26 protein-coding genes are annotated in these 22,833 nt (G+C 71.5%); 9 read left to right on the plus strand and 17 right to left on the minus strand.

The window, feature by feature from the left end:
• Window positions 1-18 precede the first annotated feature (18 nt).
• The 3 genes from IE124_RS26700 to IE124_RS26710 are packed head-to-tail and all read right to left on the minus strand — an operon-like array spanning window position 19 to window position 1,638.
• Window positions 19-729 carry a GvpL/GvpF family gas vesicle protein gene (locus tag IE124_RS26700; protein ID WP_189511165.1) on the minus strand — a complete coding sequence of 237 codons (711 nt, stop codon included), beginning with the start codon at window positions 727-729 and terminating at the stop codon, window positions 19-21.
• 3 nt (window positions 730-732) lie between these two features.
• A complete protein-coding gene (locus tag IE124_RS26705; RefSeq protein WP_189511167.1) occupies window positions 733-1,203 on the minus strand; it encodes a gas vesicle structural protein GvpA in 471 nt (156 codons plus the stop codon).
• A 30-nt stretch (window positions 1,204-1,233) separates the two neighbouring features.
• Complete coding sequence (locus IE124_RS26710) at window positions 1,234-1,638, minus strand: gas vesicle protein GvpO (protein WP_189511169.1); 405 nt, start codon at window positions 1,636-1,638, stop codon at window positions 1,234-1,236.
• Window positions 1,639-1,821: 183 nt separating this feature from the next.
• Between IE124_RS26710 and IE124_RS26715 the strand changes: the two genes are divergently transcribed.
• Together IE124_RS26715 and IE124_RS26720 are read left to right on the plus strand one after the other, a co-directional pair.
• Window positions 1,822-2,802, plus strand: a complete 981-nt coding sequence (locus IE124_RS26715; RefSeq protein WP_189511171.1) for a histone protein — start codon at window positions 1,822-1,824, stop codon at window positions 2,800-2,802.
• A gap of 3 nt (window positions 2,803-2,805) precedes the next feature.
• On the plus strand, window positions 2,806-3,855 hold the full coding sequence (locus IE124_RS26720) for an SRPBCC family protein (protein WP_189511173.1): 1,050 nt from the start codon (window positions 2,806-2,808) through the stop codon (window positions 3,853-3,855).
• Window positions 3,856-3,954: 99 nt separating this feature from the next.
• Here the strand turns inward: IE124_RS26720 and IE124_RS26725 are convergent, their stop codons facing one another.
• From IE124_RS26725 to IE124_RS26735, 3 genes are all read right to left on the minus strand, one after another.
• The gene (locus tag IE124_RS26725) at window positions 3,955-4,128 is read right to left on the minus strand and encodes a CsbD family protein (RefSeq protein ID WP_189511175.1); all 174 of its coding nucleotides are present in this window, start codon (window positions 4,126-4,128) and stop codon (window positions 3,955-3,957) included.
• 76 nt (window positions 4,129-4,204) lie between these two features.
• Window positions 4,205-5,059 (minus strand): DMT family transporter, encoded by an 855-nt coding sequence (locus IE124_RS26730; RefSeq protein ID WP_189511177.1) that lies wholly within the window; start codon window positions 5,057-5,059, stop codon window positions 4,205-4,207.
• 79 nt (window positions 5,060-5,138) lie between these two features.
• Complete coding sequence (locus IE124_RS26735; protein WP_189511360.1) at window positions 5,139-5,489, minus strand: PRC-barrel domain-containing protein; 351 nt, start codon at window positions 5,487-5,489, stop codon at window positions 5,139-5,141.
• Window positions 5,490-5,830: 341 nt separating this feature from the next.
• Between IE124_RS26735 and IE124_RS26740 the strand changes: the two genes are divergently transcribed.
• Window positions 5,831-6,715 (plus strand): TIGR03619 family F420-dependent LLM class oxidoreductase, encoded by an 885-nt coding sequence (locus IE124_RS26740; RefSeq protein ID WP_189511179.1) that lies wholly within the window; start codon window positions 5,831-5,833, stop codon window positions 6,713-6,715.
• A gap of 100 nt (window positions 6,716-6,815) precedes the next feature.
• Here IE124_RS26740 and IE124_RS26745 read toward each other — a convergent pair whose 3' ends face one another.
• The 3 genes from IE124_RS26745 to IE124_RS26755 all read right to left on the minus strand — a co-directional run bounded on the left by IE124_RS26745 (window position 6,816) and on the right by IE124_RS26755 (window position 9,923).
• On the minus strand, window positions 6,816-7,523 hold the full coding sequence (locus IE124_RS26745; RefSeq protein WP_189511362.1) for a pyridoxamine 5'-phosphate oxidase family protein: 708 nt from the start codon (window positions 7,521-7,523) through the stop codon (window positions 6,816-6,818).
• A 95-nt stretch (window positions 7,524-7,618) separates the two neighbouring features.
• A complete protein-coding gene (locus tag IE124_RS26750; protein ID WP_189511181.1) occupies window positions 7,619-8,887 on the minus strand; it encodes a globin domain-containing protein in 1,269 nt (422 codons plus the stop codon).
• A gap of 439 nt (window positions 8,888-9,326) precedes the next feature.
• Window positions 9,327-9,923, minus strand: coding sequence for a DUF1349 domain-containing protein (locus tag IE124_RS26755; RefSeq protein WP_189511183.1), 597 nt, complete (start codon window positions 9,921-9,923; stop codon window positions 9,327-9,329).
• A gap of 162 nt (window positions 9,924-10,085) precedes the next feature.
• On the opposite strand from IE124_RS26755, the gene IE124_RS26760 reads away from it, so the two are divergent.
• Window positions 10,086-10,346, plus strand: coding sequence for a hypothetical protein (locus IE124_RS26760; RefSeq protein WP_189511185.1), 261 nt, complete (start codon window positions 10,086-10,088; stop codon window positions 10,344-10,346).
• 122 nt (window positions 10,347-10,468) lie between these two features.
• On the opposite strand, the gene IE124_RS26765 is transcribed toward IE124_RS26760, so the two are convergent.
• The 6 genes from IE124_RS26765 to IE124_RS26790 form a co-directional block, all read right to left on the minus strand.
• Entirely contained in the window at window positions 10,469-12,193 is a 1,725-nt protein-coding gene (locus IE124_RS26765; RefSeq protein ID WP_189511187.1) for an acyl-CoA dehydrogenase family protein, read from the minus strand.
• Between the two features lie 154 nt (window positions 12,194-12,347).
• On the minus strand, window positions 12,348-12,905 hold the full coding sequence (locus IE124_RS26770; protein ID WP_189511189.1) for a PadR family transcriptional regulator: 558 nt from the start codon (window positions 12,903-12,905) through the stop codon (window positions 12,348-12,350).
• Between the two features lie 128 nt (window positions 12,906-13,033).
• Window positions 13,034-13,864 (minus strand): ATP-grasp domain-containing protein, encoded by an 831-nt coding sequence (locus IE124_RS26775; RefSeq protein WP_189511192.1) that lies wholly within the window; start codon window positions 13,862-13,864, stop codon window positions 13,034-13,036.
• A 322-nt stretch (window positions 13,865-14,186) separates the two neighbouring features.
• A complete protein-coding gene (locus IE124_RS26780; RefSeq protein WP_189511194.1) occupies window positions 14,187-14,582 on the minus strand; it encodes a hypothetical protein in 396 nt (131 codons plus the stop codon).
• Between the two features lie 114 nt (window positions 14,583-14,696).
• A complete protein-coding gene (locus IE124_RS26785) occupies window positions 14,697-14,840 on the minus strand; it encodes a hypothetical protein (protein ID WP_189511390.1) in 144 nt (47 codons plus the stop codon).
• 259 nt (window positions 14,841-15,099) lie between these two features.
• Window positions 15,100-16,065 (minus strand): pirin family protein, encoded by a 966-nt coding sequence (locus tag IE124_RS26790; protein WP_189511196.1) that lies wholly within the window; start codon window positions 16,063-16,065, stop codon window positions 15,100-15,102.
• A 103-nt stretch (window positions 16,066-16,168) separates the two neighbouring features.
• Here IE124_RS26790 and IE124_RS26795 point away from each other — a divergent pair, with 103 nt between their 5' ends.
• From IE124_RS26795 to IE124_RS26810, 4 genes are all read left to right on the plus strand, one after another.
• Window positions 16,169-16,513: a tetratricopeptide repeat protein gene (locus IE124_RS26795; RefSeq protein WP_189511197.1), complete on the plus strand. Its 345-nt coding sequence runs from the start codon at window positions 16,169-16,171 to the stop codon at window positions 16,511-16,513.
• 114 nt (window positions 16,514-16,627) lie between these two features.
• Window positions 16,628-17,020: a DUF6153 family protein gene (locus tag IE124_RS26800; RefSeq protein ID WP_189511199.1), complete on the plus strand. Its 393-nt coding sequence runs from the start codon at window positions 16,628-16,630 to the stop codon at window positions 17,018-17,020.
• A gap of 114 nt (window positions 17,021-17,134) precedes the next feature.
• Window positions 17,135-17,800: a DUF305 domain-containing protein gene (locus tag IE124_RS26805; RefSeq protein ID WP_189511201.1), complete on the plus strand. Its 666-nt coding sequence runs from the start codon at window positions 17,135-17,137 to the stop codon at window positions 17,798-17,800.
• Window positions 17,801-17,891: 91 nt separating this feature from the next.
• Window positions 17,892-18,824 (plus strand): F510_1955 family glycosylhydrolase, encoded by a 933-nt coding sequence (locus IE124_RS26810; protein ID WP_189511203.1) that lies wholly within the window; start codon window positions 17,892-17,894, stop codon window positions 18,822-18,824.
• Between the two features lie 12 nt (window positions 18,825-18,836).
• Here IE124_RS26810 and IE124_RS26815 read toward each other — a convergent pair whose 3' ends face one another.
• A complete protein-coding gene (locus tag IE124_RS26815; protein WP_189511205.1) occupies window positions 18,837-20,501 on the minus strand; it encodes an amidohydrolase in 1,665 nt (554 codons plus the stop codon).
• A 92-nt stretch (window positions 20,502-20,593) separates the two neighbouring features.
• Entirely contained in the window at window positions 20,594-22,003 is a 1,410-nt protein-coding gene (locus tag IE124_RS26820; protein ID WP_189511207.1) for a purine-cytosine permease family protein, read from the minus strand.
• Window positions 22,004-22,190: 187 nt separating this feature from the next.
• Between IE124_RS26820 and IE124_RS26825 the strand changes: the two genes are divergently transcribed.
• Window positions 22,191-22,817: a TetR/AcrR family transcriptional regulator gene (locus IE124_RS26825; protein WP_189511208.1), complete on the plus strand. Its 627-nt coding sequence runs from the start codon at window positions 22,191-22,193 to the stop codon at window positions 22,815-22,817.
• The last annotated feature ends 16 nt before the right edge of the window (window positions 22,818-22,833 follow it).

The raw sequence follows: 22,833 nt of genomic DNA on the forward strand, positions 1-22,833 counted from the left end.
CGGTGGATCCGCTCCCGCCTACACGAAGCTGTAGGGCGGCAGCGGCCCGGTGAACCGGAAACGGACGTCCTCGGACCGTTCGGCGAGGCCGGCCTCCGCCCGCAGGAAGGCCGCCTTGTCGTCGCCGTGGACCAGGAGGGAGATGTTGAGGATGTCGCCGTCGGCCGGAGCGCGGACGCGATGGTCCTCCGCCAGCGAGAGCAGCGCATCTATCAGGCCGGCGGCCAGGTCCTCCTGCCGCTCCCGCACGTCGGTGGCGACGATCTCACCGAGCTCCAACGGCAGTCTCGGGTCGTCGTCTCCCGCCCGGATCCGGTCGTTGAGCTGCCGGGCCCGGTCCGAGTCCTGCAGGACCTCCAGCAGGAGCGCCTCCTCGTCCTGCGAGGCCTTCACCTGGTACTCGGCGCAGCCCTGCAACTTGTCCAGCGCGGCCAGGTAGTCCTCCGCCCGCTCGCGGAGCACCTGGGTGACCGCCTCGTCGTCGGGGGCTGTGTAGCCGAACTGCAGCGGAAGGACCGTTCCGTCGGCCATGAGCCGGTCCTGCACCTCCTGATGGGCGGCCAGGTCCCGGCGTTTGGGCCGGATCTCCTCGTCGATGTCCGAGACGACCGCGCACAGCGGGCCTGCGGTAAGGGCGCGCACCGGCGCGGGCTCGGCTCCGACGCCCGTGAGCCCGTCCAGGCGGCACGGGTGCGTGGCAGCGGTGATGGAGTACACGTAGAGAGGCATCGTCTACTCCTTCTCCCGGCGCGCGGAACGCCTGGCGGGCCGACGCCGGCGGGGGGCCTCTTCCTCCTGCGCCTCTTCCTCGGGCTCTTCCTCCGGCTCCTCCTCGTCGTCGGACCCTCCGGTGAGAGACTGCGTCACCGCCTCCATGACGCCGCCGATGGCGCCCTTGGACTTGCCGCGAGCTCCGCTCTCGACCGCGTCACCGACGACGTCCGTCAACTGCGCGGGGGCCTTCCTGCCCGCTTCCAGGTCGAGGCGGTTGCAGGCCTCCGCGAACCGCAGGTAGGTGTCGACACTGGCGACGACGATCCGCGCGTCGATCTTCAGTATCTCGATGCCGACCAGCGAGACGCGCACGAAGACGTCGATCACGAGACCGCGGTCAAGGATCAGTTCCAGAACGTCGTAAAGGCTGCTCGTGCCTCCGCCGGCACTTCTGCTGAGGTTGCTTCCGCTCTGCGGCACCACGGTCATGGCCGCTTCCCTTCACGGGGGCCGACCCGGTCAGGCCGGCCGGTCGATCATGCCCCGGCTGTAGCGCCGGGTGCGCTCGTACGAGATCAACTCGCCCTCCTCGTCCATGGTGACCTTGTAGCTGGCCAGGATGCTGGTGGTGTCAGGGATCCGCTCCAGTTCGAGGACCTCGACCTGGGCCTCCCAGCCGTCCTCGCTGGGCCGGAGCGACGAGACCGACTCGGGGGTGCGTCCCAGCAGCTCGGAGAGCTGCTCCACCGCGGAGCGCATCGCCGCGGCCGCACCGGTCACGCCGCGGCGTGGTGCCGCCTTGCGCGCCGTCGTCCGGCGGGCCGGCGTCTTGCCGGTCGTGGTCTTCCGCGCGGGCCTGCTCGCCCGTTCCTCGCCCTCCTCCGGCGGAGGACGTCGGCTGCGGCCCGGCTCTGCAGCGGCCATGAGCCTGCTCCCCTCGCGAACTGACCGGTGCGCCTGCCCCGCCACATGTGCAGCAAACGCCCCCATTCCTACAAGATCTCTGTTTTTGGCACATTTCACGCATATCTCCAGCAGAGCAGAGCAGTCCCCGTAGTAACCGTGCGAGCGAGGAGGGGCCGCTGGCACCCGGCGAAGGGAAGGCTCATGGAGGACACGACCAAGATCGCCTTGGCGGCCGCGGTCGCCGGAGGCTACGTACTGGGGCGGGCGAAGAAGGGACGTCTGGCCTTCTCCCTGATCACGTACGCCGCGGGGCGCCGTCTCGGCCTCGATCCACGCGAGCTCGCCACGCAGGGTCTGAAGAAGCTGAGCGAGATGCCGCAGGTGGCCGAGCTCGGCGAGCAGATCAGGGGTGAGGCGCTCGACGCCGGGCGCAAGGCTCTCGTCGCCACCGCGAACCGCCGGATGGCCGGACTCGCGGACTCGCTGCGCGAGCGCACTCTCGCCCTCGAACAGGGCCAGGAGGACGACTCGGACGGGGAGGGAGAGGACGAAGAGGCGGAAGAGGGCTACGAAGAGGAGGACGAGGAGCCCTACGAGGACGAAGAGGAGGAACCCGAGGAGGAGGAAGAGGTAGAGGAGGAAGAAGAACCCGAGCCCGAAGAGCCCGCGGCCGAGGAAGAGCCTGCGGAAGAGGACGAAGAGGAGGGCGAGGAAGAAGCGGAGGCCGAGGAGGAACCGCCGCCCCGCCGCCGGACCGCCCGTAGCACCTCCAAGGCCTCACCCACCAAGGCGCCTCAGCGCCGCACCGCGGCCCGCAAGGCCGCCCCGGCGAAGAAGGCCTCCCCTGCCAAGAGGACGCCCGCCGCCAAGAAGGCCGCCCCGGCCAAGAGGTCCTCCGGGTCGAGGGCGCCGGCACGGAAGACGAGCGCGAGTGCGTCGGAGAAGAGCACCACGAGCACGTCGAAGCGCGGCACCCCCGCCAAGAAGACCGCGGCGAAGAAGACCACGGCCAGGAAGACGGCATCGAAGCCGGCCGCGAAGAAGACGGCTGCGAAGAAGACGGCGGCCAAGAAGACCGCTGCGGCGAAGAAGGGTGCGGGGCGCGCCCCGGCGTCCAAGCCCGCGGCGAAGAAGACCGCTGCCACCAAGACGGCACGCCGCAAGCCGACCACGCGGAGGTGAATCATGGCCACCACACGTGACACCGGCAGCGACAAGTCGGGGTTCGACCGGCTGATGGAGGAAGCCTCCTCGTATCTGGCCAGTCAGGCCGGCCACCTCGCGGACAAGGCCGTGGACAAGCTGGACGACGTGACCGACGGTCTCTACGACGTCGCCGAGAACGGCGGCAAGCTCTCGGACCTCGGCGGCCGCCTGCTCAAGGGCGACTCCCCCGTGAAGGCCGTCCTCGGCCAGACGTTCGGCGGACTCAAGGACAAGGTCACCGACAAGGCCTCGGGGCTGCTCGGCGGCAAGAAGAAGAACCGCAAGGGCGGCGGCAAGGCCATGAACATCGTCGAGACCCTCGACGTCGGCCTGCCGCTGCGTACCGCCTACGACCACTGGACGCAGTACGAGAACTTCAGCAGCTTCGCCAAGGGCGTACGCAGTGTCTCGCAAGGTGACGACACGACCAGCGACTGGAAGGTCAAGGTCGGCCCGTCAACCCGCAGCTGGAAGGCCTCCGTCCAGGAGCAGGTACCGGACGACAGGATCGTCTGGACTTCCGAGGGGCCCAAGGGAACCACGCGTGGCTGCGTGAGCTTCCACGAACTCGCCCCTTCCCTGACGCGGATCCTCCTGGTGGTGGAGTACTACCCGGCCGGGCTCTTCGAGAAGACCGGGAACGTGTGGCGGGCGCAGGGCAGGCGCATGCGCCTGGACCTGAAGAACTTCGGCCGTTACGTCTCCCTCTCCACCGAGGAACCGGAAGGCTGGCGCGGGGAGATCCAGGACGGCGAGGTCGTCCGCACGCACGAGGAAGCCCTCGAAGAGGAGGACGAGGAGAACGAGAACGAGAACGAGGGCGAGGGCGAGGGCGAGGGCGAGGGCGAGGGCGAGGAGGAAGGGCAGGAGGAGGAGTACCCCGACGATCAGGAAGGCGAGGAGGGCGAGGAGGACGAGGAAGGCACGTACGAGAACGAAGACGAGGCCGAACCCGAGTATGAGGAAGAGGAAGAGGACGAGGACGAGGACGAGGACGAAGCGCCCCGCCCCGCAAGGCGTCGACGCTGAGCCACGACGGGCGGGTCCCCCGACCCGACGCCTCGACGGTACGGAAGCAGGAAGAAGGCCGACAGCGGCGCTGTCGGCCTTCTTCCTGCTTGTCACCGGTCAGTGCTTGAGGGCGTCCTTGGCCTTCTGCGCGGCCTGCTTCGCGTCGCCCGCGACCTGCTCGGCGCGACCCTTCGCCTCCAGGCTTTCGTTGCCGACGGCCTTGCCGGTGACCTCCTTGGTTTTGCCCTTGAGGGTCTTGCCCATGTTCTTGGCCTTCTTGCCCGTGGCCATCCCAGTCACCTCCCTGAGGAACTACTGGCGCGCTACCCGGATAAAAGCGAACGAATCATTCCGATGCAGGAACGGGTCAGGAAGTCCCGACCCCACTACGGGCCAGCGCGAACACCCCGAGGACGATGAGCGCGACGCCCGCCGCCATGGGCAGCAGCCACCAGCCCGTCCGCACGTGCTCCTCGTACAGCAGGACGCCCAGGCTCAGGCTCACGGTGGCGTCGCCGAGGGTCAGGGCGGGCTGCGAGGCGACGAGCGGACCGCCCTGCATGGCGTGCTCGAGCAGCAGGACGGCCGCGATTCCCGCCGCGCAGAAGGCGTAGGTCTGCCAGGCCGTGAGGAAGGCGCCGATGCCACCGTCGCCGAGGAGGTGCATGGACGTCTTCATGAGGGCGGCGGTGAGCGCGTAGCAGATCGCCGTCGCCGCGCCGAGACAGCCCGCCCTCGCGCGCCCCGGCGGTCTGCGCAGGCCGGTGGCGGCGAGCGCCACCACGACGGCGGCGCAGACCACCAGCGCGGGCACCCAGCGGTCCAGTTCCACATGCGTGCGGTTGCCGGTGGGCGAGGCGGCCATGAGCGCCACCCCCAGTCCGGCCACGACCGCCGCCACGGCCGCCCAGAGCCGGCCGGGCAGGCGTTCGCGCGTCAGGAGGGAGGCGATCAGGAGGGCGAGGGGCAGTTCGAGGACGAACAGGGGCTGTACGAGGGCCAGCGGGCCGGTCGCGAGGGCCGCCGCCTGTCCGACGCCGGCGGCGATGACGGCAAGGATGCCGGCCAGCCACAGCGGGCGGTGCAGCAGGTCGAGGATCAGTCCGGGCCGGAAGGAGTCGGACTGCGGGACGGTGAGCGCTGCTCGCCGCTGAAGCACCGTGGCCAGCGCGTTGCTCAGCGCGGCGAACAGCGAGAAGACGACGGGCAGGACGACGCCCATGGACCAGCACCCTTTCGCACGGCCCGCACCTCCTCCACAGAAGCACGGGCCCACCCGTCGGTCGGCCTCGCCGCAGAGGTCACATGTGCGGCATCCCGTAGTACCTGGCGAACTGCTCGAGGTAGCTGGGGTCCCGGGGCTGCTTGTTCCGCTCGAAGTCCGGGGCGTCCTTGATCTGGTCCTTCGTACGGTCGACATGGACCGTCTCGTCGTCACGGTCGACGCGCCGGATGACACTGGCGGGGAGCAGTACGTGCCGGCCGAAGATCCAGACGCCGATGTCGACGACGATGTAGCCCCGCCCGGCCTCGTCCGTGTGCTCGTCGACCTTGCCGATGCCTCCGTCGGTCGCCTCGACCTTGAATCCGATCAGGTCGTTTCCCGTCTCGTAGCCGGAGTCGGTGCGGTAGCCCCAGGACTCTTCGTTCATCATGCTCGCTCTCCTCGCTCTCCTCGCTCGCCCCCGCTCGCCCCACCCTGCCCCGCACGCTCGCCCCCGCACGCGCGGCGCTCCGGCGCCTCCCCTGTCCAGCCGCACGCAGCAGCGGGCGGGGGCCGTGCGGACGGCGCGGGCCCCGAGTCCGACCGGCCCCGCGTCCGACCGGCCGACTGACCGACCGGCCGACTGACCGACTGACCGACCGGCCGACTGACCGACTGGCCGACCGGCCGGCCCACCAAGCTCGGCCCCCACCCACGGACAGGCATGTGTCGGGGGCCACACGTCGAACCCTTCGTGTCGCGGGCCGTCCCGCTGCCCAGGATGAGGTCATGGAGATAGGCATCGCACTGCCCCAGTACGGGACCCACGCCCGCGCGGACCGCATCGCGGCCTTCGCGCGGGACGCCGAGGACGCCGGGTTCGACTCGTTCTGGGTCGGCGACCGCGCCCTGACCCCGGTCGCCCCCGGCGACCTCTATCCGGGGCACACCCCGGAGAACCCGTACCCCCACCAGTACAAGACCTTCCTCGACCCGCTGACCGTGCTCACCGTCGCGGCCGGGGCGACTTCCCGCGCCCGGCTCGGCACGAGCACCCTCAACGGCCCCTGGTACCCGCCGGCCCTGCTCGCCCGCTCCCTCGCCTCGCTCGACCAGGTCAGCGGCGGACGCCTGGACGTCGGTCTCGGCATCGGCTGGCTGCGGGACGAGTACACCGCCGTCGGCGCCGACTTCGGCCGGCGCGGCGCCCTCCTCGACGAGCTGCTCGACGTCCTCCACGGCTTCTGGACGCAGGAGGAGTTCGGTCACGAGGGGCCCCGCTGGACGATCCCCGTCTCGTATGTGGGTCTGCGCCCCGTGCAGCCCGCGGGACCACCCGTCCATCTCGGCGGCTTCAGCCCGGCCGCCCTGCGCCGGGTCGGCCGCCGGGCGGCCGGCTGGGTCGGCGCCGTCCTGCCGCCGGGGGCGGCCGAGGGCCTCTGGGACGTGGCGCGGCGGGCCGCCGAGGAGGCGGGCCGCGACCCGGCGGCGCTGCGCCGGCAGATCCGGCACAACCCCGCGCCCGGCGCCACGGCGGACGCGATCGCCGCCGTGCTCGCGGGGGTGCGGGACACGGGCGCCGACGGCTGCTTCGTCGACCTCCAGCAGTCGGTCGACTCGCCGGACGAGGCCCTGGAGCTCGGGGCCAAGGTCCTGGGCCTGCTGCGGGGCTGAGCACGGCGGAGGTCCCCGGACGTCCGGGGACCTCCGCGTGTCCGCCGCCACCGGGTGCGGTCCGGCGCGCACGCTCGCGCACCGGTCCGGGAGGGCTCGGTCAGGCGGAGACGCTTCTGGTGAACCAGCCGCTGAACGCCTGCTCCTTCGCCGCGGGCGCGCACCTCTCGGCCCGTGCGAGCACCCTTTCGGCCTCCGCGCGCCAGATGGCCGCGTCGGCGCGGGGCGGTGGCAGAAACGTGCCGCGCTCGGCCGCTTCGGCGGCGGCTCCGAAGAAGTCGCCCCCCTTGCGCTTGACGTCGTCCGTCCCCCACGCGCGGCCGGCGTCCCGCGGGGGCACCTTCCGCAGGTGGGGAATGTGTTTGGCGCAGTGGATGTACGCCTCCTCCACGGTGACCTCCACCCAGACCCGGGCACGGCGGCCGGGGACCGGGTCGTACGCGAGACCGACGTGCGTACGGCGCATCTCGTCGTCGGCCACGATCCGCGCCGTGCCGTTGACGTGGAGCCCGATGCGGTCCTGGAGGAAGTCCATCATCAGGATGCCCACATGGGGGTTCTCCTCGATGTTGCCGAGGCTGGCCTGAACGCCGTTGCCCCGGTACTCGGGGTAAGCGAGGGTCCGGTCGTCCAGGACGTGGAGAAATCCGGGCGGCCCGGCCCGGAAGGTGTTGTCGCATTCGCCGTGCCCGTCGGCGGTCGCCAGGAAGAACATCTCCTGGCGTGCCGCGAACTCCCGCATCCGGGTGTTGAGCCGGTCGAGGACCTGGTCGGCATAGAACCTGTCGGCGCGTTCGGTGGTGCCCATGCGCTGCTGGACCCGGTGCTCGCCGGCGCTCCCCGGGCGGGTGGTGCGTACCGGCGCCGCCTGTCGGAGCCCGGTCTGTTCGCGTTCGAACGTGCTCAATTCCTCGCTCCGACCAGTTCCTCGACGGAGTCGTGCCGTATGCGGTGGGCGGGTATGCCGATGTCCACCAGGGTGTCGACGCCGCGGCGGATCATGCCGGGCGGTCCCGACAGGTACGCGTCGTAGGTGTGCCACGGGCCGTACTCGTACACGGCCTCCGGGAGCCGGGCGCCCAGGCCGCCGCCGGGGCCGTCGTCGACGACCGGACGGACGGAGAGCCAGGGGTGCGACTGCTGCATCCGGAGCATGGTCTCGATGTCGTACAGGTCGTGGTCCCGGCGGGCTCCGTAGAACACCTGGACGGAGCGGTGGCGGCCGTGCTGGGCCACGTCCTCGACGAGGGCCTTGATGGGTGCGATGCCGGTGCCGCCGCCGAGGCACAGCAGCCCGTTGTTCGTGCTGTGGTCCACGGTCATGGATCCGGCGGGGGGACCGAGCCGGATGACGTGCCCCGGGCGCACGCGGTGCACGAGGGCGTTGGAGACCCAGCCCGCGGGCACGGCCTTGACGTGGAAGGAGAGCAGGCCGTCGGAACGGGGCGCGCCGGCGAAGGAGTAGTGCCGCCAGACGCGCGGCCACCAGGGGGTCTCAAGGGTGGTGTACTGCCCGGCGAGGAAGGGGTACGGCTGGTCGGGCCGGACCGTCACGACCGCGACGTCGGGCGTACGCATGTCATGGGCGACCACCTCCGCCCCCCACCAGGCGGGGGCACGCAGCGCGTCCTCGGCCGCCGCGTCGATCATGATCTGGGAGATCGTGGTGTAGGCGGCCACCCAGGCGGACTCGGTCCTGGGCCCCCAGCTCCGCGGGGCGTAGCGGGAGAGGGCGCCGATGAGGCATTCGCCGACGGCGGGATAGTGCTCGGGAAGGGTGCCGTACTTCCGGTGTCCGCGGCCCAGATGGGACAGGTACGCGGCCAGGGTGGCGGTGTCGTCCGCGTGGGTCGCGGCGGTGAGCAGCGCCCTGAAGAGGCGGTCGCGCTGGGTGTCCATGGCAGCGGGGAAGAGCGCCCGCAGGTCGGGGTGACGGAGGAAGAGCAGGGAGTAGAAGTGCGAGGTGACCTTGTCGGCGATCGGCTCGATCTCGGCCATGGTGCGCTGCAGGAGACCTACGTCGGACGTGGGGTCGGCGTCCCGGTGCTCGTCCCGTCGACCGTCACGCTGCGCGTCCTGAGGATGCTGCGGGCTTGCGCCGAACCAGCCGGCGCCCCGTCTGCCTCCGCCGGAGCTGTCGCCATCGGCGGACGTGGTGGTCGGAGCGTCCATCGGTTTGCCTCGCCTCGAACATGTTTCGATCGTCTGCATACGGGGGGCCCGAGTGTGTCTCGATTTCCCTCTCCGAATCGGAATTCCCGGTGTTTCCCCCAGCTGTGAAATCCCCTGACACGTACCGCACATGATTCGCGACGGCACCCGAGCGTTCGAACGGGGTCGACCATACCCCCGTCCTCGCGCACTCATGAACGGACGCTGAAGCCGCCACGGCGTCACGACACCTCGGCATTTGAGCAGGTCAAGGCGGTGCACGGGTGGGGAGCTCGGGCACCGCGACGAGTTACCGGCGAGTTCGAGCGATACGAAGAGCCGTTCGCCATAGGCTCCTGAGGAAATTCCCGACGGAAAAGAAGAAGGGCGACCCGAACCTCTCACACGGCACTCTCGGATTCTTCACTTCTCGGCGAGACCCGTCGGGCGGCGGTACCGGTCAGCGCCCGTCGAAGAGATGGGGCAGCCGCGACGGCGTCAGCGTCATGCGGTCGAATCCGACGGCGCAGCCGTCTCCGACCGGGGACTGGACCTCGATCCCGACTCGCACGTCGGGCGCACCGTCCAGACCGAACTGGCGTGCCAGGCGCCAGGAGTCGCCGTCGAGCGACGCGTGGAAGGCGAATCCGCCGTCGACGCGGCTGATCCGCAGCCAGACCGGACCGTGGTGGAGCGGCCACCCCACGGCGTCGTCCGAGAGTCCCCGTGTGACGACCGAGTACAAGGTGGGCGGGCCGTCGGGCGACTGCTCGAAGTTGAGCTTGGCCCATACGTCCGGTGCCGACCAGACGACCAGGGCGCCGGCGTCCCACGGCGCTCGGAAGTCCACGCGGAGACGGGCCGAGAACTGCCAGTCGCCGGAGGGAGGGACCAGGAGAGCACGTGCCGCGTCGTTCCTGACCTCTCCGGTCAAGGGATTGGTGAAGACGTCCGTCCTGGGACCCGCCTCCACGGTCAGCACGTCGTCGTCGAGTCGGAGGGCGGCCGGGGGCTCTACCCAGCGGTGAGCGTTCACCAGGAGGGATTCCAGGGTCATGACACCCACCCTGACGACGTCGGTGGGCTCTCTCAAGAAGTAGCCACGAAGATCCAAGAGTTGACCCGAAAGTCCAGGTCTCGCACCGCGGGTACGAGCGGGTGCGAGCGGGTGCGAACGAGAGGCCGTACTCCTTGCCGGGACTCTCGGGTCCTCCGCCGGGTGGGGACCGACCGGGCACCGCACCGCCTCGGGGACGCCGTCGAGCGGGATGTGGCGATGCTCGGCCGAGGCATGCGCATGCGCACCCTGTACCAGCACTCGGCACGGGCCGGCCTGTCCACCCAGGGGTACGTGGAGCGGCTCACCGAGACCGGCGCCGAGTACCGCACGGCCGCCGAACTGCCCGACCGCGCCGTGGTCTTCGACCGGTCCGTGGCTCCGCCGCCGGGACGGCCCCGTGGCCTGGGACCGACCCGGTGACCTGGGCCGGCCCGGGACCTGGGCCGGCCCGGGACCTGGGCCGACCCGGGACCTGGGCCGACCCCGTAAGACGTCCCTCAGAACACCTCAGGAACCTCAGGAACCTCAGGCCACGTCACCACTCACGGCGTCATCTCGTACGCCCCCGACAGCGCCTCGACACGCTGCCAGACTCGCTCCGACCGCGCCTCGTCGACGACGGGGCGCCGGACGGCGCCGAGCGCCCAGAGCTGCTGCGGCTCGGTGGCCGAGTCCTTGCCATGCAGCTCGACCGCGTGCGCGGAGAAGTCACGGACGAGGACGGCGAGCAGCTCGTCCAGGACGTCCTCGTCGAGACCGGTCAGAGCCGCCTGCTCCAGGACCAGCTGCCCGTGGACGACGAGGGCGAAGAGCTGGCCGACGGAGAGGAGGAGGTCGAGGTCGCGGCTCTGCTTCTCGTCGGGGGCGGCCTTGAGCACGAACTCGCAGAGGGCGTCGGCCTGTTCGCGGAAGCGCGCCACGTTGGGCAGGTGGGCGTACGCGTCGTAGGCCGCGCGCCAGTCGTGGAAGCGGACCGAGCCGAGGCCGCGGGCCGGTCCCTGGCGGAAGAGGAAGGTGTCGTCGGCCGCGTCCAGACGCGTCGGAACGGGCTCGTACGCCACCGGGTCGAGGAGGTGGTTGCGCATGAACTTAAGGATCAGCGCCAGGTTGACGTGGACCGTGCCCTCCAGCTTCGGCAGACCGCGGATCTCCACGGCGGCCTGGGCGAAGTAGTTGTCCTTCTCGAAGCCCTTGGCGGCGATGACGTCCCACATGAGGTCGATGACCTTCTCGCCCTCCGTGGTCACCTTCATCTTCGTCATCGGGTTGAAGAGGAGGTAGCGACGGTCGTCGGGACCCGCGGTGCGGAAGTAGTCGACGGCGCGGTCGCTGAACAGCTTCATGCCGACGAGCCGGACGTACGCGTCGGTCAACTCGCGCCGCACGTGCGGGAACGCGGTGACCGGCCGGCCGTACAGGATGCGGTTCTGCGCGTGCGTGACGGCCTCGTACATCGCGTGCTCGCAGATGCCGATCGAGGCGGTGCACAGGTTGAACTTGCCGACGTTGACGGTGTTCAGGGCCGCGTCGAAGGCGGCGCGACCGGTGTGCAGGACGTCCTCGGCGGCGACCGGGTACTCCTCCAGGCGGAACTCGCTGACGTACTTCGAGGAGTCGACGACGTTCTTGACGAGGTGGTACGCGGGGTGGCGGCTGTCGGCGGCGAAGAAGACGTAGGCGTCGGGACCCTCGACGTCGGTCCGGCGGCCGAAGACGGAGACGAGCCCGGCCGCGTTGCCGTTGCCGATGTAGTACTTGGAGCCGGTCGCACGGAAGCCGCCCTGGCCGTCCGGCTCCAGGAGCATGTCGGTGGAGTAGATGTCGGCGCCGTGGGACTTCTCGGAGAGGCCGAAGGCGAACACCTCGCCCTGGGAGAGGAGTTCGGCGGTGCGGTCCCGGGCGGCGGCGTTGTCGCTCTGCCAGACCGGGCCGAGACCGAGGATGGTGACCTGCCAGGCGTACCAGTAGTCGAGGCCGTAGAAACCGAGGATCTCGTTGAGGGCGGCGATGCGGGCGGTGTCCCAGCGCTTGTCGTCCTCGTGCTCGCCGGCGGAGGAGGACGGCGTCAGGAAGGTCGCGAAGAGCCCTTCCTCGGCGGCGAAGGCGAGGAAGTCGCCGAGCCAGGCCCGGGTGCGGTAGTCCTCGATGATCCGGCGCTTGCCGCGCGCCTCGAACCAGTCGACGGTGGCGCGCAGGAGCCGGCGGGTCTCCGGGTCGAAGTGCGCGGGGTCGTAGGTGTGCGGGTTGAATAGCAGCGGGTCGGCCATGACGTCCGCCTTTCCGGCTCGGGATGAGGGTGGTGGTGCTGGATGTGCTGGTGCGGGTGTGGTGGTGCGGGTGTGCGGGTGTGGCGGTGCGGATGTGGTGGTGCGGATGTGGCCGTACGAGGGAGGTCGTGCAGACCTGGCCGTACGGCTCGGTTCACTGCCCTGCGCGGAACCGGCCGAGTGTGGCGAGGACGTCGTCGAGCCAGGCGATCATCATCCGCTCGTAGGCGATGCCGCCGCGCAGCACGGCGTGCTGGAGCTCCCGCTCGGCGTCGAGCGGACCGCTCTCCGGCGGCTCCCCGAAGTCCCGCGCCTCGCCCGCGAGGTAGTGGGCGAGCCGCTCCGTGTGGGCCTGCCGGTGCCGCTGGACCTCGCTGATCAGCGCGGCGGGATCGTCGAAGGCGGCACCCCGGATCTTCACCGCGAGGTCGTGCCGCACGCTCTCGGGTTCGATGGGTTCGTGCAGCCACGTGGAGAGCGCGTCCCGACCGGGCCCGGCGACGGAGTACTCCTTCTTGTCCGGGCGCCCCTGCTGCGGCACGTCCCGGACGTCCACCCAGCCGTCGCTCTCCATGCGCTTGAGCACGCGGTAGATCTGCTGGTGGGTGGCGGTCCAGAAGTACCCGATGGACCGCTCGAAGCGCCGGGCCAGCTCGTAGCCGGACCCGGGCTTCTCGAGCAGGGATACGAGGATCGCGTGGTCGAGCGCCATGCGCCCGATCTTGCTATGCAACGAGTTGCATAGCAAGACCGACAGGGCCCGCTGAGACGCGGCTCACCCCCGGCCCGCGACGGGCGGCGGTGCCGGAACTCCGTGACGGGTGCCGGATTCCGCGGCGCTCAGCCGACTGCTTCGAGACGGCTGCGGCAGGCGATGGCGATGGCTTCGGCGACACCGGGCATGTCGGGCCGCCAGGTGGGGTTGCAGTTCACCTCGCACACGACGAAGGAACCGTCCTCTTCGAAGAGGAGATCGACGCCGGCGACGCCGAGACCGATGGCGTCCGCCGCTTCGACGGCCAGCGCCTCGGCGTCCGGATACCGCCCCGTACAGACGGTGTGGGTCCCGCCCTGCGCCAGGTTGGAGACCAGGCGGTCGTCACCGGCCGCGCGCACGGCTGCGGCCACGGCCCGGCCGTCGACCACGATGACGCGCAGGTCCCGGCCGTGGGAGTGGGCGACGTACCGCTGAAGGAGGTACGGGTGCCGGTCGTCCAGACTGCCGGCCACCCCTCGCAGCGCCTTGTCGTCGGTGGCGAGGAAGACCCGTCGGCCACGGTGGCCGCGCACGGCCTTGACCACGCACGGCTGCGGCACACCGGCGTCGAGCATGTCCTCCAAGGGTGCGTCGGTGTGGGTGCGGGTGTCGGGGACGGGGATGCCTGCGGCGGCGAGCTGTTGCAGTTGCCAGAACTTGTTCACCGAGGCCAGGACCGCCTCGGCGGGGTTGATCAACTGCGTGCCCATCGCGGCCAGATGCCGCAGCAGGGTGACTTCCCTGTCGGGTGACAGTCGAGGCGTCGACAGGCGGGCGTAGGCCACGGCGGGCGCGGGGAGGGATCGCCCGCCGGTGTCGGCGAGCGTGAGCCGTCCGCCGTCCACACCGAGCACCAGCCGACGGCTGTGGACGACCACGGCCCGGTGCCCGAGCTCCGCGGCGAAGCAGGCCATGAGTGACGACGTGACCGGACCCGGCCCACCGCCGGCGGCACCGTCCAAGCCCCGGCCTAGCCCGGGACACAGCAGCAGCCAGGCATGTGCTTCGTTCGGCGACGACGACATGCCGGTCCCTTCTCCCACGGGTGCCCCTGTCAGCCACGACAGAATAGGGCGAGCGTCCACCGGCCACAGCTACCGCGCCGCCATACTCGAAGCCGCGAGACAAGCGATCCGATCGCCCGGCCGGCCGACCGGCCGACCGGAGGAACCCACCCCGCGTCTGACGACCCGCCGGTCACCTCACCCCTACAGCGGGGAGGCCTCCCGGAGCCGCTCATTCACTGAAGAAGTAGGCCAGCACGGCCACCGACACCAGGAGCCCGGCACCGGCCATCGCCTTGGCCGCCGCCGGCCGGCGTCGCGGGTCCGCCCCGGCGGCCAGCCAGAGCTGCAGCACCGAAGGAAGGAAGAAGAACATCCCGCCCATGGCGCCCACGAAGGACCACGGCAGCAGCAGCGCCGAGACGCAGGCGATGGACCAGCCGAAGCCCGACGGCCGGGCATGCAGCGACAGCGGGACGGCAGCCACTCCGGCGGTCACGAAGGCCAGGGAGAGAATCGTGTAGCCCTGGCCCGACCAGGAGATCAACGGAATCAGCGGAGTCATCGCGGCGAGCAGCACAAGGCCGAACTGCCACGGGTGGACCCCCTCTCGTACATCGGCCTGCATGACCCACCCCCGGCTTCGACGACTTGAACACGTTCAAACCATCGTAACCGGTCGTGGTGCAGGCGTCGGGCGCCCTCCCGGGTAGGGGCTCAGGTGCGGGGTGCGTTCCTGGCCCTACAGGATGTGACGGGTGCCGAGTCCCGCCCTCCCGGGCCGGAGTTCGATCTCCTCGACCACCGCGCCCGCGTCGGTGAGCGATCGGGCGACCTCGCGGGTGTTGGCCTCGACCTCCGGGTGCACGTCGTACGCGACGGACATCGGCGCCCCGTGGGCCCCGGTCCACACCCGTCCCGCCGACCTCCTCGCGGACCCGCACGCCTCGGCCCGCGAACTCTTCGACGCCCGAGCAGGGGCCGCCCCTCAAGCGCGCTTCCCCGTCAGCTTCGGAGCCGGCGTCGAAACCTTCCGCCGCCCGGCCCCCGCCCTCGGCGAACACGACCCGGGAGGTGGTCGGCGAGTTGTCGGCGTAGGACCGCGTCCGGAGCGAGTTCGGCAAGGGCGAGGGACCGACCCCGGGTCAGCGCACCCGGCCTCGCGCCTTCAGCTGGGTCGCCGGGACCTCGGGCGCGCCGAGGCGGTCGCCGTCGTAGCCCTTCACCTCGCCGAAGCGGGAGCCGCTCATCCAGTCCTCCCGCGCCTGGCGGATCTCCTCGTCCGTGCGGCCCACGAAGTTCCACCACATGACGATCTCCTCCTCGAACGGCTCCCCGCCGAGGAGCATCAGGCCCGCGTCCGACACCGCGCGCAGGGGGAGCTCGGTGCGGCCACAGCCGAGGTACAGCATGGAGCCGGGCAGGACCGGGACGCCGTCGACGTGGGCCTCGCCCGACATGGACAGGACCGCGTACTCGAAGTCGGGGTCCAGCGGGAGGTTCGTCTCGGTGCCCGCCGTCAGCGCGAGGTCGGCGCCGACGAGCGGGGAGTACGTGGTGCCGGGCGAGGCGGCACCGTCGAGGGTGCCGAGGATCACCGTGGCCGTGAGGCCGGGGGCCGTGACCAGGGGCAGCTCGGCGTGGTGCTGGAAGTGGGGCTCCACGTGGCGGTGCGCGTCGGGGAGCGCGACCCAGAGCTGCGCGCCGTGGAGGAAGCGGGCGTGCGGGCGGGGGCTCTCCTCCGAGTGGGAGATCGCCCGGCCCGAGGTCATCAGGCCCAGCTCGCGCGGGCGGATCGTCTGGAGGCTGCCGGTGGAGTCGCGGTGCAGGACCTCGCCCTCGTGGAGCCAGCTCACGGTCTGGAGCCCCATGTGCGGGTGGGGCGGGACCTGCATGCCCGGCTCGTCGGCGATGTCGTCGGGGCCGTAGTGGTCGACGAATGCCCAGGCCCCGACCATGCGCCGGCCCAGGTTGGGCAGGAGGCGGCGGACCTGGGTCGACTCGCCGAGCTGGACGCGGCGGGGGCTGAGCAGCTCCCGCACCGGCTCGGCGACGACGAAGCCCCGACCACCGCACACCGCCAACGCGGCCTGACGATCAAGATTGCTCATGACGCTCAACCTATCGTAGTGGAATGTTCAACCATCCAGGCTTGTTGACCTGGTCGACCGTCACACAGAGTGGCAGATCCGGGAAGCCGGAAGGGAAGAGCAAGTGAGCGACACGTACTACGAGTTCGGAACGGCCGGGGAACGCTGGGACCGCGCGCGGCTGTTCTTCGACGCGAAGGAGTACCCGACCGCCGTCCGCATCCTGCGCGGCCTCGTCGCCGAGCACCCGGAGCAGACGGCCCAGCGGCTCCTCCTCGCCCGTGCCTACTACCACTCCGCGCAGCTCTCCCGGGCCGAGACCGAGCTGCGGGCCGTCCTGGACCGCGACCCCGTCGAGCACTACGCCCGGCTGATGCTCGGGCGCACCCTGGAGCGCCAGGGACGCGCGGACGAGGCCGCTCCGCACCTGCGGATGGCCGCCGCGATGGCGGGCGAGACACCTTCCTGACGTCGGTGCCGTCGGCCGTGTCGGAACCGCCACTGACGCGGATCTGATACCCCCGCACGGTATGGTCGGGGGCAGGAGGTCCTGGTCTTGCAAACACGTCTGGCGGTACGCGGAATGCGAGCAGGAGGTGCCGTCGCGCACCTCCTGCTCGTCGTCGTGCTCGCGCTCGGGGTGTTCCTGATGCACGCCGTCGGCCACCCCGAAGGCTCCGGCGGTACGGCGGAGACCACCGCCTCCGTCCACCACGGCGCCTCGGAGATTTCCCCGCCCGCCGCTGACGGCGGCGGCTCCGACGCGCGACACGACCCCGGTGCGGGGATGGACATGACCACGCTGTGCGTGGCCGTCCTCGGCGCCTGGCTCCTCGCCGGGCTCGTCAGGGCCGCCCTGGCCCGGCGTCCCGACCGGCTCGCCGTCGTGCTCGCGCGGCTCGTCCCCGCCCTCGGGCCCCACGCGCCGCCGCGCAGACCTCCCGACCTCGCCCGGCTGTCGATCCTGCGGATCTAGGCCGTATCGCCGCCGCGGGCGCCTCGCGCTGCCCGTGAACGCCTTCGACCTGCCCTTTTCCGCCCGTGCGGCACACGTCCCGTACGGACAGACAGCACACGAGGTATCACTCCCATGCGCACCTTCACGCGTGTCAACACCAAGCAGTTCGCCCTCGCCGGCGCCGTCACCGCCACCGCGCTCCTGCTCGCCGCCTGCGGGACGGAGGACGACGGGAACAGCGGGATGAGCGGGATGGATCACGGCGGGAAGTCCGCCTCCGCCTCCGCCACGCCCTCCGCAGCCGCCACTGCAACCGACTCCGACTCCGCCGAGGCCGGCGCCCCCGGGGCCTTCAACGACGCGGACGTCATGTTCGCCCAGATGATGATCCCCCACCACGAGCAGGCCCTGGAGATGGCGAAGCTCGCCGACGGCCGCGCCAACGACCCCGAGGTCAGGAAGCTCGTCGCCGCGATCGAGCGGGCGCAGGACCCCGAGATCCGGAAGATGAAGGCCTGGCTGGAGGGATGGGGCAAGCCCGAGTCCGCAGGTGCCGGTCACGGCATGGCCGGGATGATGTCCGAGCAGGACATGAAGGACCTGGCGGCCGTCAAGGGCGAGGCCTTCGACCGGAAGTTCGCCGAGCTGATGATCGCCCATCACGACGGCGCCGTCGTCATGGCGGAGGACGAGCAGAAGAACGGACGGAACGCCTCGGCGAAGAAGCTCGCCGACGACGTCGTCCGGACCCAGTCCACCGAGATCGCCGAGCTGCGGAAGATCCTCGACCGGCTCTGACCCCGGTCCCTACGGCGCGGCCGGTCCCCCACGGGGGCCGGCCGCGCCGCCCCCGTGCCTTCCTCCCTTCCTCTCCTCCGGCGAAAGAACGATGAAGAAGTACTTCCCCGGGCCCTCGGCCGCGACCACCACCGCCGCCGCCCTCGCCCTGACCCTCGCCCTCACCCTGACCGCCTGCTCGCAGGCTCCGGCCGCCGACGACTCCCCCGGCGCCGGCGCCCTGAGCCACATCCACGGACTCGGCGTGCGCGGGGACACCCTCTACATCGCCACCCACGAAGGCGTCCACACCCCGGACTCCGCCGGCCGCCCGACCCTCGTCGGCGACCGCAGGGACGACTTCATGGGCTTCACGGTCACCCCCGCGGGCGTCTTCCTCGCGAGCGGCCACCCCGCCCCCGGCACGGGCGGACCCGCCGACCTCGGCCTCGTCGAGTCGACGGACTCCGGGCGCACCTGGCGCGAGAAGTCCCTCGGCGGCGAGGTGGACTTCCACTCCCTCGACACCGCGCCCGACTCCACGGTCTACGGATACGACAGCGCGAACGGCCTCCTGCGAGTCAGCCCGGACGGCGTCACCTGGGAGGACCGGGCCTCGCTGCGCGCCCTCGACATCGCCGTCTCCCCCACCGCCCCCGACACCGTCCTCGCCACCACCGAGACCGGCGTGGCCCTCAGCACGGACGGCGGCAGGACCTTCGCCCCCGGCACGGGCCAGGTCCTCTCGTACGTCTCCTGGGGTGCTCCCGACGCCCTCTTCGGCGTCGACCGGGGCGGGGCTCTCTTCCGCGGTACGGATACGAGGAAGGGGACCGGGGCGGGGGCGGGGACGGCACCCAGTACGGCGACGGGTTCCGGCATCCGCTGGGACCGGGTCTCGACCGTGCCGGGCGGGGCCCCGCAGGCGCTCACCGTCGTGGACGCCCGCCGACTGCTCGCCGCCACCCAGGACGGGGTGTACGAGTCGCGCGACGGCGGGCGGACCTTCGAGCGGCGGGTCACGGTGGCCGCGGGGAGCCACTGACCCGCGCGGCCCTCACCCCGCGCGCCGCTCCACGACCACCGCGCCGCCCACCACGACCGTCTCCGCCACCGTGCCCGGGATCTCCTCGGGCGCGATGCGGAGGATGTCACGGGAGAGGACGACGAAGTCGGCGAGCTTGCCCACCGTCAGCGAACCCCGCTCGTCCTCCAGGAAGTTCGCATACGCCGAGCCCAGCGTGTAGCCCTCGACGGCGGCGGCGACGTCGATCGTCTCCTCCGCCGTCCAGCTCTCCCCGCCGCCGGGCGGGCGGCGGGTGACGGCCGCGTGGATGCCCACCATGGGGTCCATCTCGGCGACGTTCCAGTCGCTGGAGAGCGCGAGGACCGCCCCGGCCGCGCGCAGCCCGCGCAGCGGCCAGGCCTTGTGCCAGCGGTCGGGACCGATGTTCTCGGCCCAGTCCTTGCCGGGGCCCGCGATGTCGGGGGCGGCGTGCCGGGGCTGCATGCAGGCGACGACGCCGAGTTCGGCGAAGCGGGGCGTGTCGTCCGGGTCGAGGCACTCGACGTGGACGATCTGGTGGCGCGCGTCGCGCGGACCGTTGGCGGCGCGGGCACGGGCGACGGCGTCGAGGACGGTGCGGATGCCCCGGTCGCCGGTGGCGTGGACGAAGCACTGGAAGCCGCGCGCGTCCAGCCGGGTGAGCAGCTCGGCGAACTCCTCCGGCGGATAGAAGGTGTCGCCGCGGTGGTGGGAGCAACCCGCGTACGGCTCCAGGAGGGCGGCCGTGCGGGGTTCGACGACGTCGTCGATGTACAGCTTGAGCGGACCGACCCGCAGCCGGTCGTCCGCGAACTCCTTCGCCGCCGCCTCGAAGTCGTCCAGGTCGTCGTCGGTCGTGCCACGCGGGTGGAAGAGCGCGGCGACGATCCGCGAGCGCAGTCGGCCCTCGGCCCGGGCGCGCTGGAAGAGGGCCAGGTCGTCGAGGGAGTTCTGCGGCTCGACGACGGTGGTGATGCCGTAGCCGATGGCGTCGTCCAGGCTCTTGGCGAGCCGGCCGTACTGCCGGTCGGGCGAGGCCCAGGGCAATCCGAGGTCGCGCAGTGCGCGGTGGCCGTCGCGGGAGAGGCCCTTGATCGCGAAGTCCTTGACGAATCCGGTGGGTTCCCCGGTGTCCGGGTCGGTCACGGCCCGGCCGAAGGGCAGGTCGGTGTGGTCGCGGTCGACCCCGAGCCGCCGGAGGGCGGCGGTGTTGAGCCAGGCGGTGTGCACGTCGTAGCTGAGGACGAGGGCGGGGGTGTCTCCGGTGGCCGGATCGAGGTCGGCGGCGGTGGGCATGCGCCCGTCGGGGACGGCCGAGTAGTCGAAGGCCTCGGCCTCGATCCACTCGGCGTCGGGGTGCGCCTCGCGCCAGGTCCGGATGCGCGTGTGGACGGCGTCGAGGGTGCGGGCGCCCGCGAGCTGGACGCAGGCGTCGTCCGAGCCGAGGCGGACGTGGTTGTGGGCGTCGACGAAGCCGGGCAGGACGAGCCGCCCTCCGGCGTCGAGGACCCGGGTGTCGGGGCCCGTCCAGGCGCCCGCTCCGACGTCGGAGCCGATCCAGACGATGCGGCCGCCGCGGACGGCGAGGGCCTGCGCCTCGGGGAGCGCGGGGTCGACGGTGTGGATCCGGGCGCCGGTGAGGACGAGGTCCGCGGGAAGGGGCGTGGTGTCGTGCATGCGGGGTGGCTCCATGACGTACGTACCGCTGGGTGTGCAGGAGGGATCGGCGAGGGGTGCGGGGGGGGATCTGCGAGGGGTGCGGGCGGGGCTCAGGCGGCGCGTGCCGGTCTGACGCTCCTCCCCGCGAGGAGCACGTACGCGAGAGCCGAGACCACCGCGCCGAGCAGGGTGAGGTCCGCGCCGCCGAGGGGGGCGACCAGGGGGCCGGTCCAGAGCTCCGAGTCGCAGGTGAGCGCGGAGAAGAGGAGGCCCGCGGTGAGCGCGGTCAAGCCGGCCGGGTGCCATCCGGAGCGGTACCAGTAGGCGCCGCCCTCGCGCACGTGCAGCGCGGCGGAGTCGTACGCGCAGCGGCGGAGCACCATGTCGGCGAGGAAGACCCCGGCCCAGGGGGCGAAGACGATGATCAGGAGGGAGAGGAAGGAGAGGAGCGAGGTGGTGAAGTCGGTGAGGAAGAGGGCTCCGAGGGAGCCGGCGGCGGTCACGGCGGCGCTGATGACGATGGCGCGGGCGCGGCTCCACGGGATGCCGAGGACCTGGAGGTTCAGGCTCGACGAGTAGAGCGTGATGATCGAGTTGGTGACCGAGCCGCCGAGGACGAGGGCGAGGAAGAGGGGCTGGAACCAGCCGGGGAGCAGGCTCGCGGCGCCCGCCACCGCGTCGGTCATGTCGGCCTGTGTCGCGGCGGCCACGCCGGCGACGCCCAGGGCGACGGAGGAGAGGAAGCCGCCGAGTCCGCCGCTGAGGGTGACGGCCTTCAGGGAGGTGGTGCGGGGCAGGTAGCGGGTGTAGTCGGCGGGCATGGGGACGTACGAGAAGGGGCCGGCGAGCATGACGACGAAGGCGATGCTCCAGCCGGCGGCGCCGGGCGCGGCGGAGGGGGCCGAGGTGTCGGCACCGGGCAGCACGAGGACGAGCAGCGCGGCGAAGCCGATGGCGAGGACGTACGCCATCCAGCGTTCGGCGAACTGGACGGTGGCGTGGCCCCAGAGGGCGACGGCGAAGGTCAGCGTGAGGGTGACGGCGAGGGCGAGGGCCCTGGAGAGGTGTCCGCCGTGCCAGCCGAGGTCGGCGAAGAAGGCTTCGAGGGCGAGGGTGCCGACCACGGTGTTCACGACGGTGTAGCCGATGCTGACGATCCAGTTGAGCAGACCGGCGGGCCAGTTGCCGCGGACGCCGAAGGCCGCCCGGGAGATCACGAGTGTCGCGGTGCCGGTGCGCACGCCGCTGAGTCCGGCCGCGCCGATCGCGAGGAAGGAGAGGCCGCCGAGGACGACGACGGCGGTGGCCTGCCAGAAGGAGAGGCCGAAGGCGACGGCGAGGGCGCCGTTGATGACGTAGGTGAAGGTGAGGTTCGAGCCGAACCAGAGCCAGAAGACGTCCTTGGCGCTGCCGTGCCGCTCCGCGTCGGGGATGGGGTCGATCCCGTGCTCCTCGACCCGGAACACCTCGTCCCGGCCCGTCGTCCCCGTGGTCACGGGCGTCGTCTCGTGTCCGATCACGACCGCACTCCTGTCTTGAATGCCGTTCTAAGTATTTGAATGGCATTCAAGATGGGCGATGGATTCAGGCCACGTCAAGACCCTCACAGGTTGCGGTTAAGGTCGACCCCACGGACAGCGGGATGCGGAACATGGATCGGGGCCCGGACGGGACCCGGATCGGGACTGGGATCGGGGGACGACGGCGGTGGCTGGGGCGGCACGACGGCGGGACGGGAACGTCACCCAGGAGCGGATGCTGGAGGAGGCCATGGCGGTGATCGCCGAGGAGGGCCTCGCCTCGCTCACCATGTCCGCGCTCGCGGAGCGGCTCGGGACGAGCGGCGGCCACATCCTGTACTACTTCGGCAGCAAGGACCTGCTGCTCCTCGCCGCCCTCCGCTGGAGCGAGGCCGCGCTCGCCGGGGAGCGCGGTGCCCTGCTGGCCCGGCGGATCCCGGCCGAGCGCAAGCTGGACCTCTTCCTGCGGCTCTACCTGCCGCGCGGGCCCCGCGACCCCCGCTGGACACTGTGGATCGAGCTCTGGGCCCGCACCCCCGGCAACACCGCGCTGCGCGAGGCCCAGGACGCGCTGGACCGGGACTGGCAGGAGGACCTGGAGGCCCTGCTCGCGGCGGGGGTCACCCGACGGCGCTTCGCACCGCTCGACGCCACCGCCCGCGCCTCCGAACTCCTCGCCCTGCTCGACGGGTTGAGCACCCGCGTCGTCCTGGGCCAGGACTCCGGCCGGGACGCGCGCCCCGCGTTGGAGGCGGCGCGCTCGGCGGCACGTCTGCTCATCGCCCCGTACGCCCCCGACACACCGCACACGTAAGCGATGTGATGGTGCG

It is taken from the genome of Streptomyces narbonensis (assembly GCF_014649015.1).
In the GTDB taxonomy this organism is placed as follows: Bacteria; Actinomycetota; Actinomycetes; order Streptomycetales; family Streptomycetaceae; genus Streptomyces; species Streptomyces narbonensis.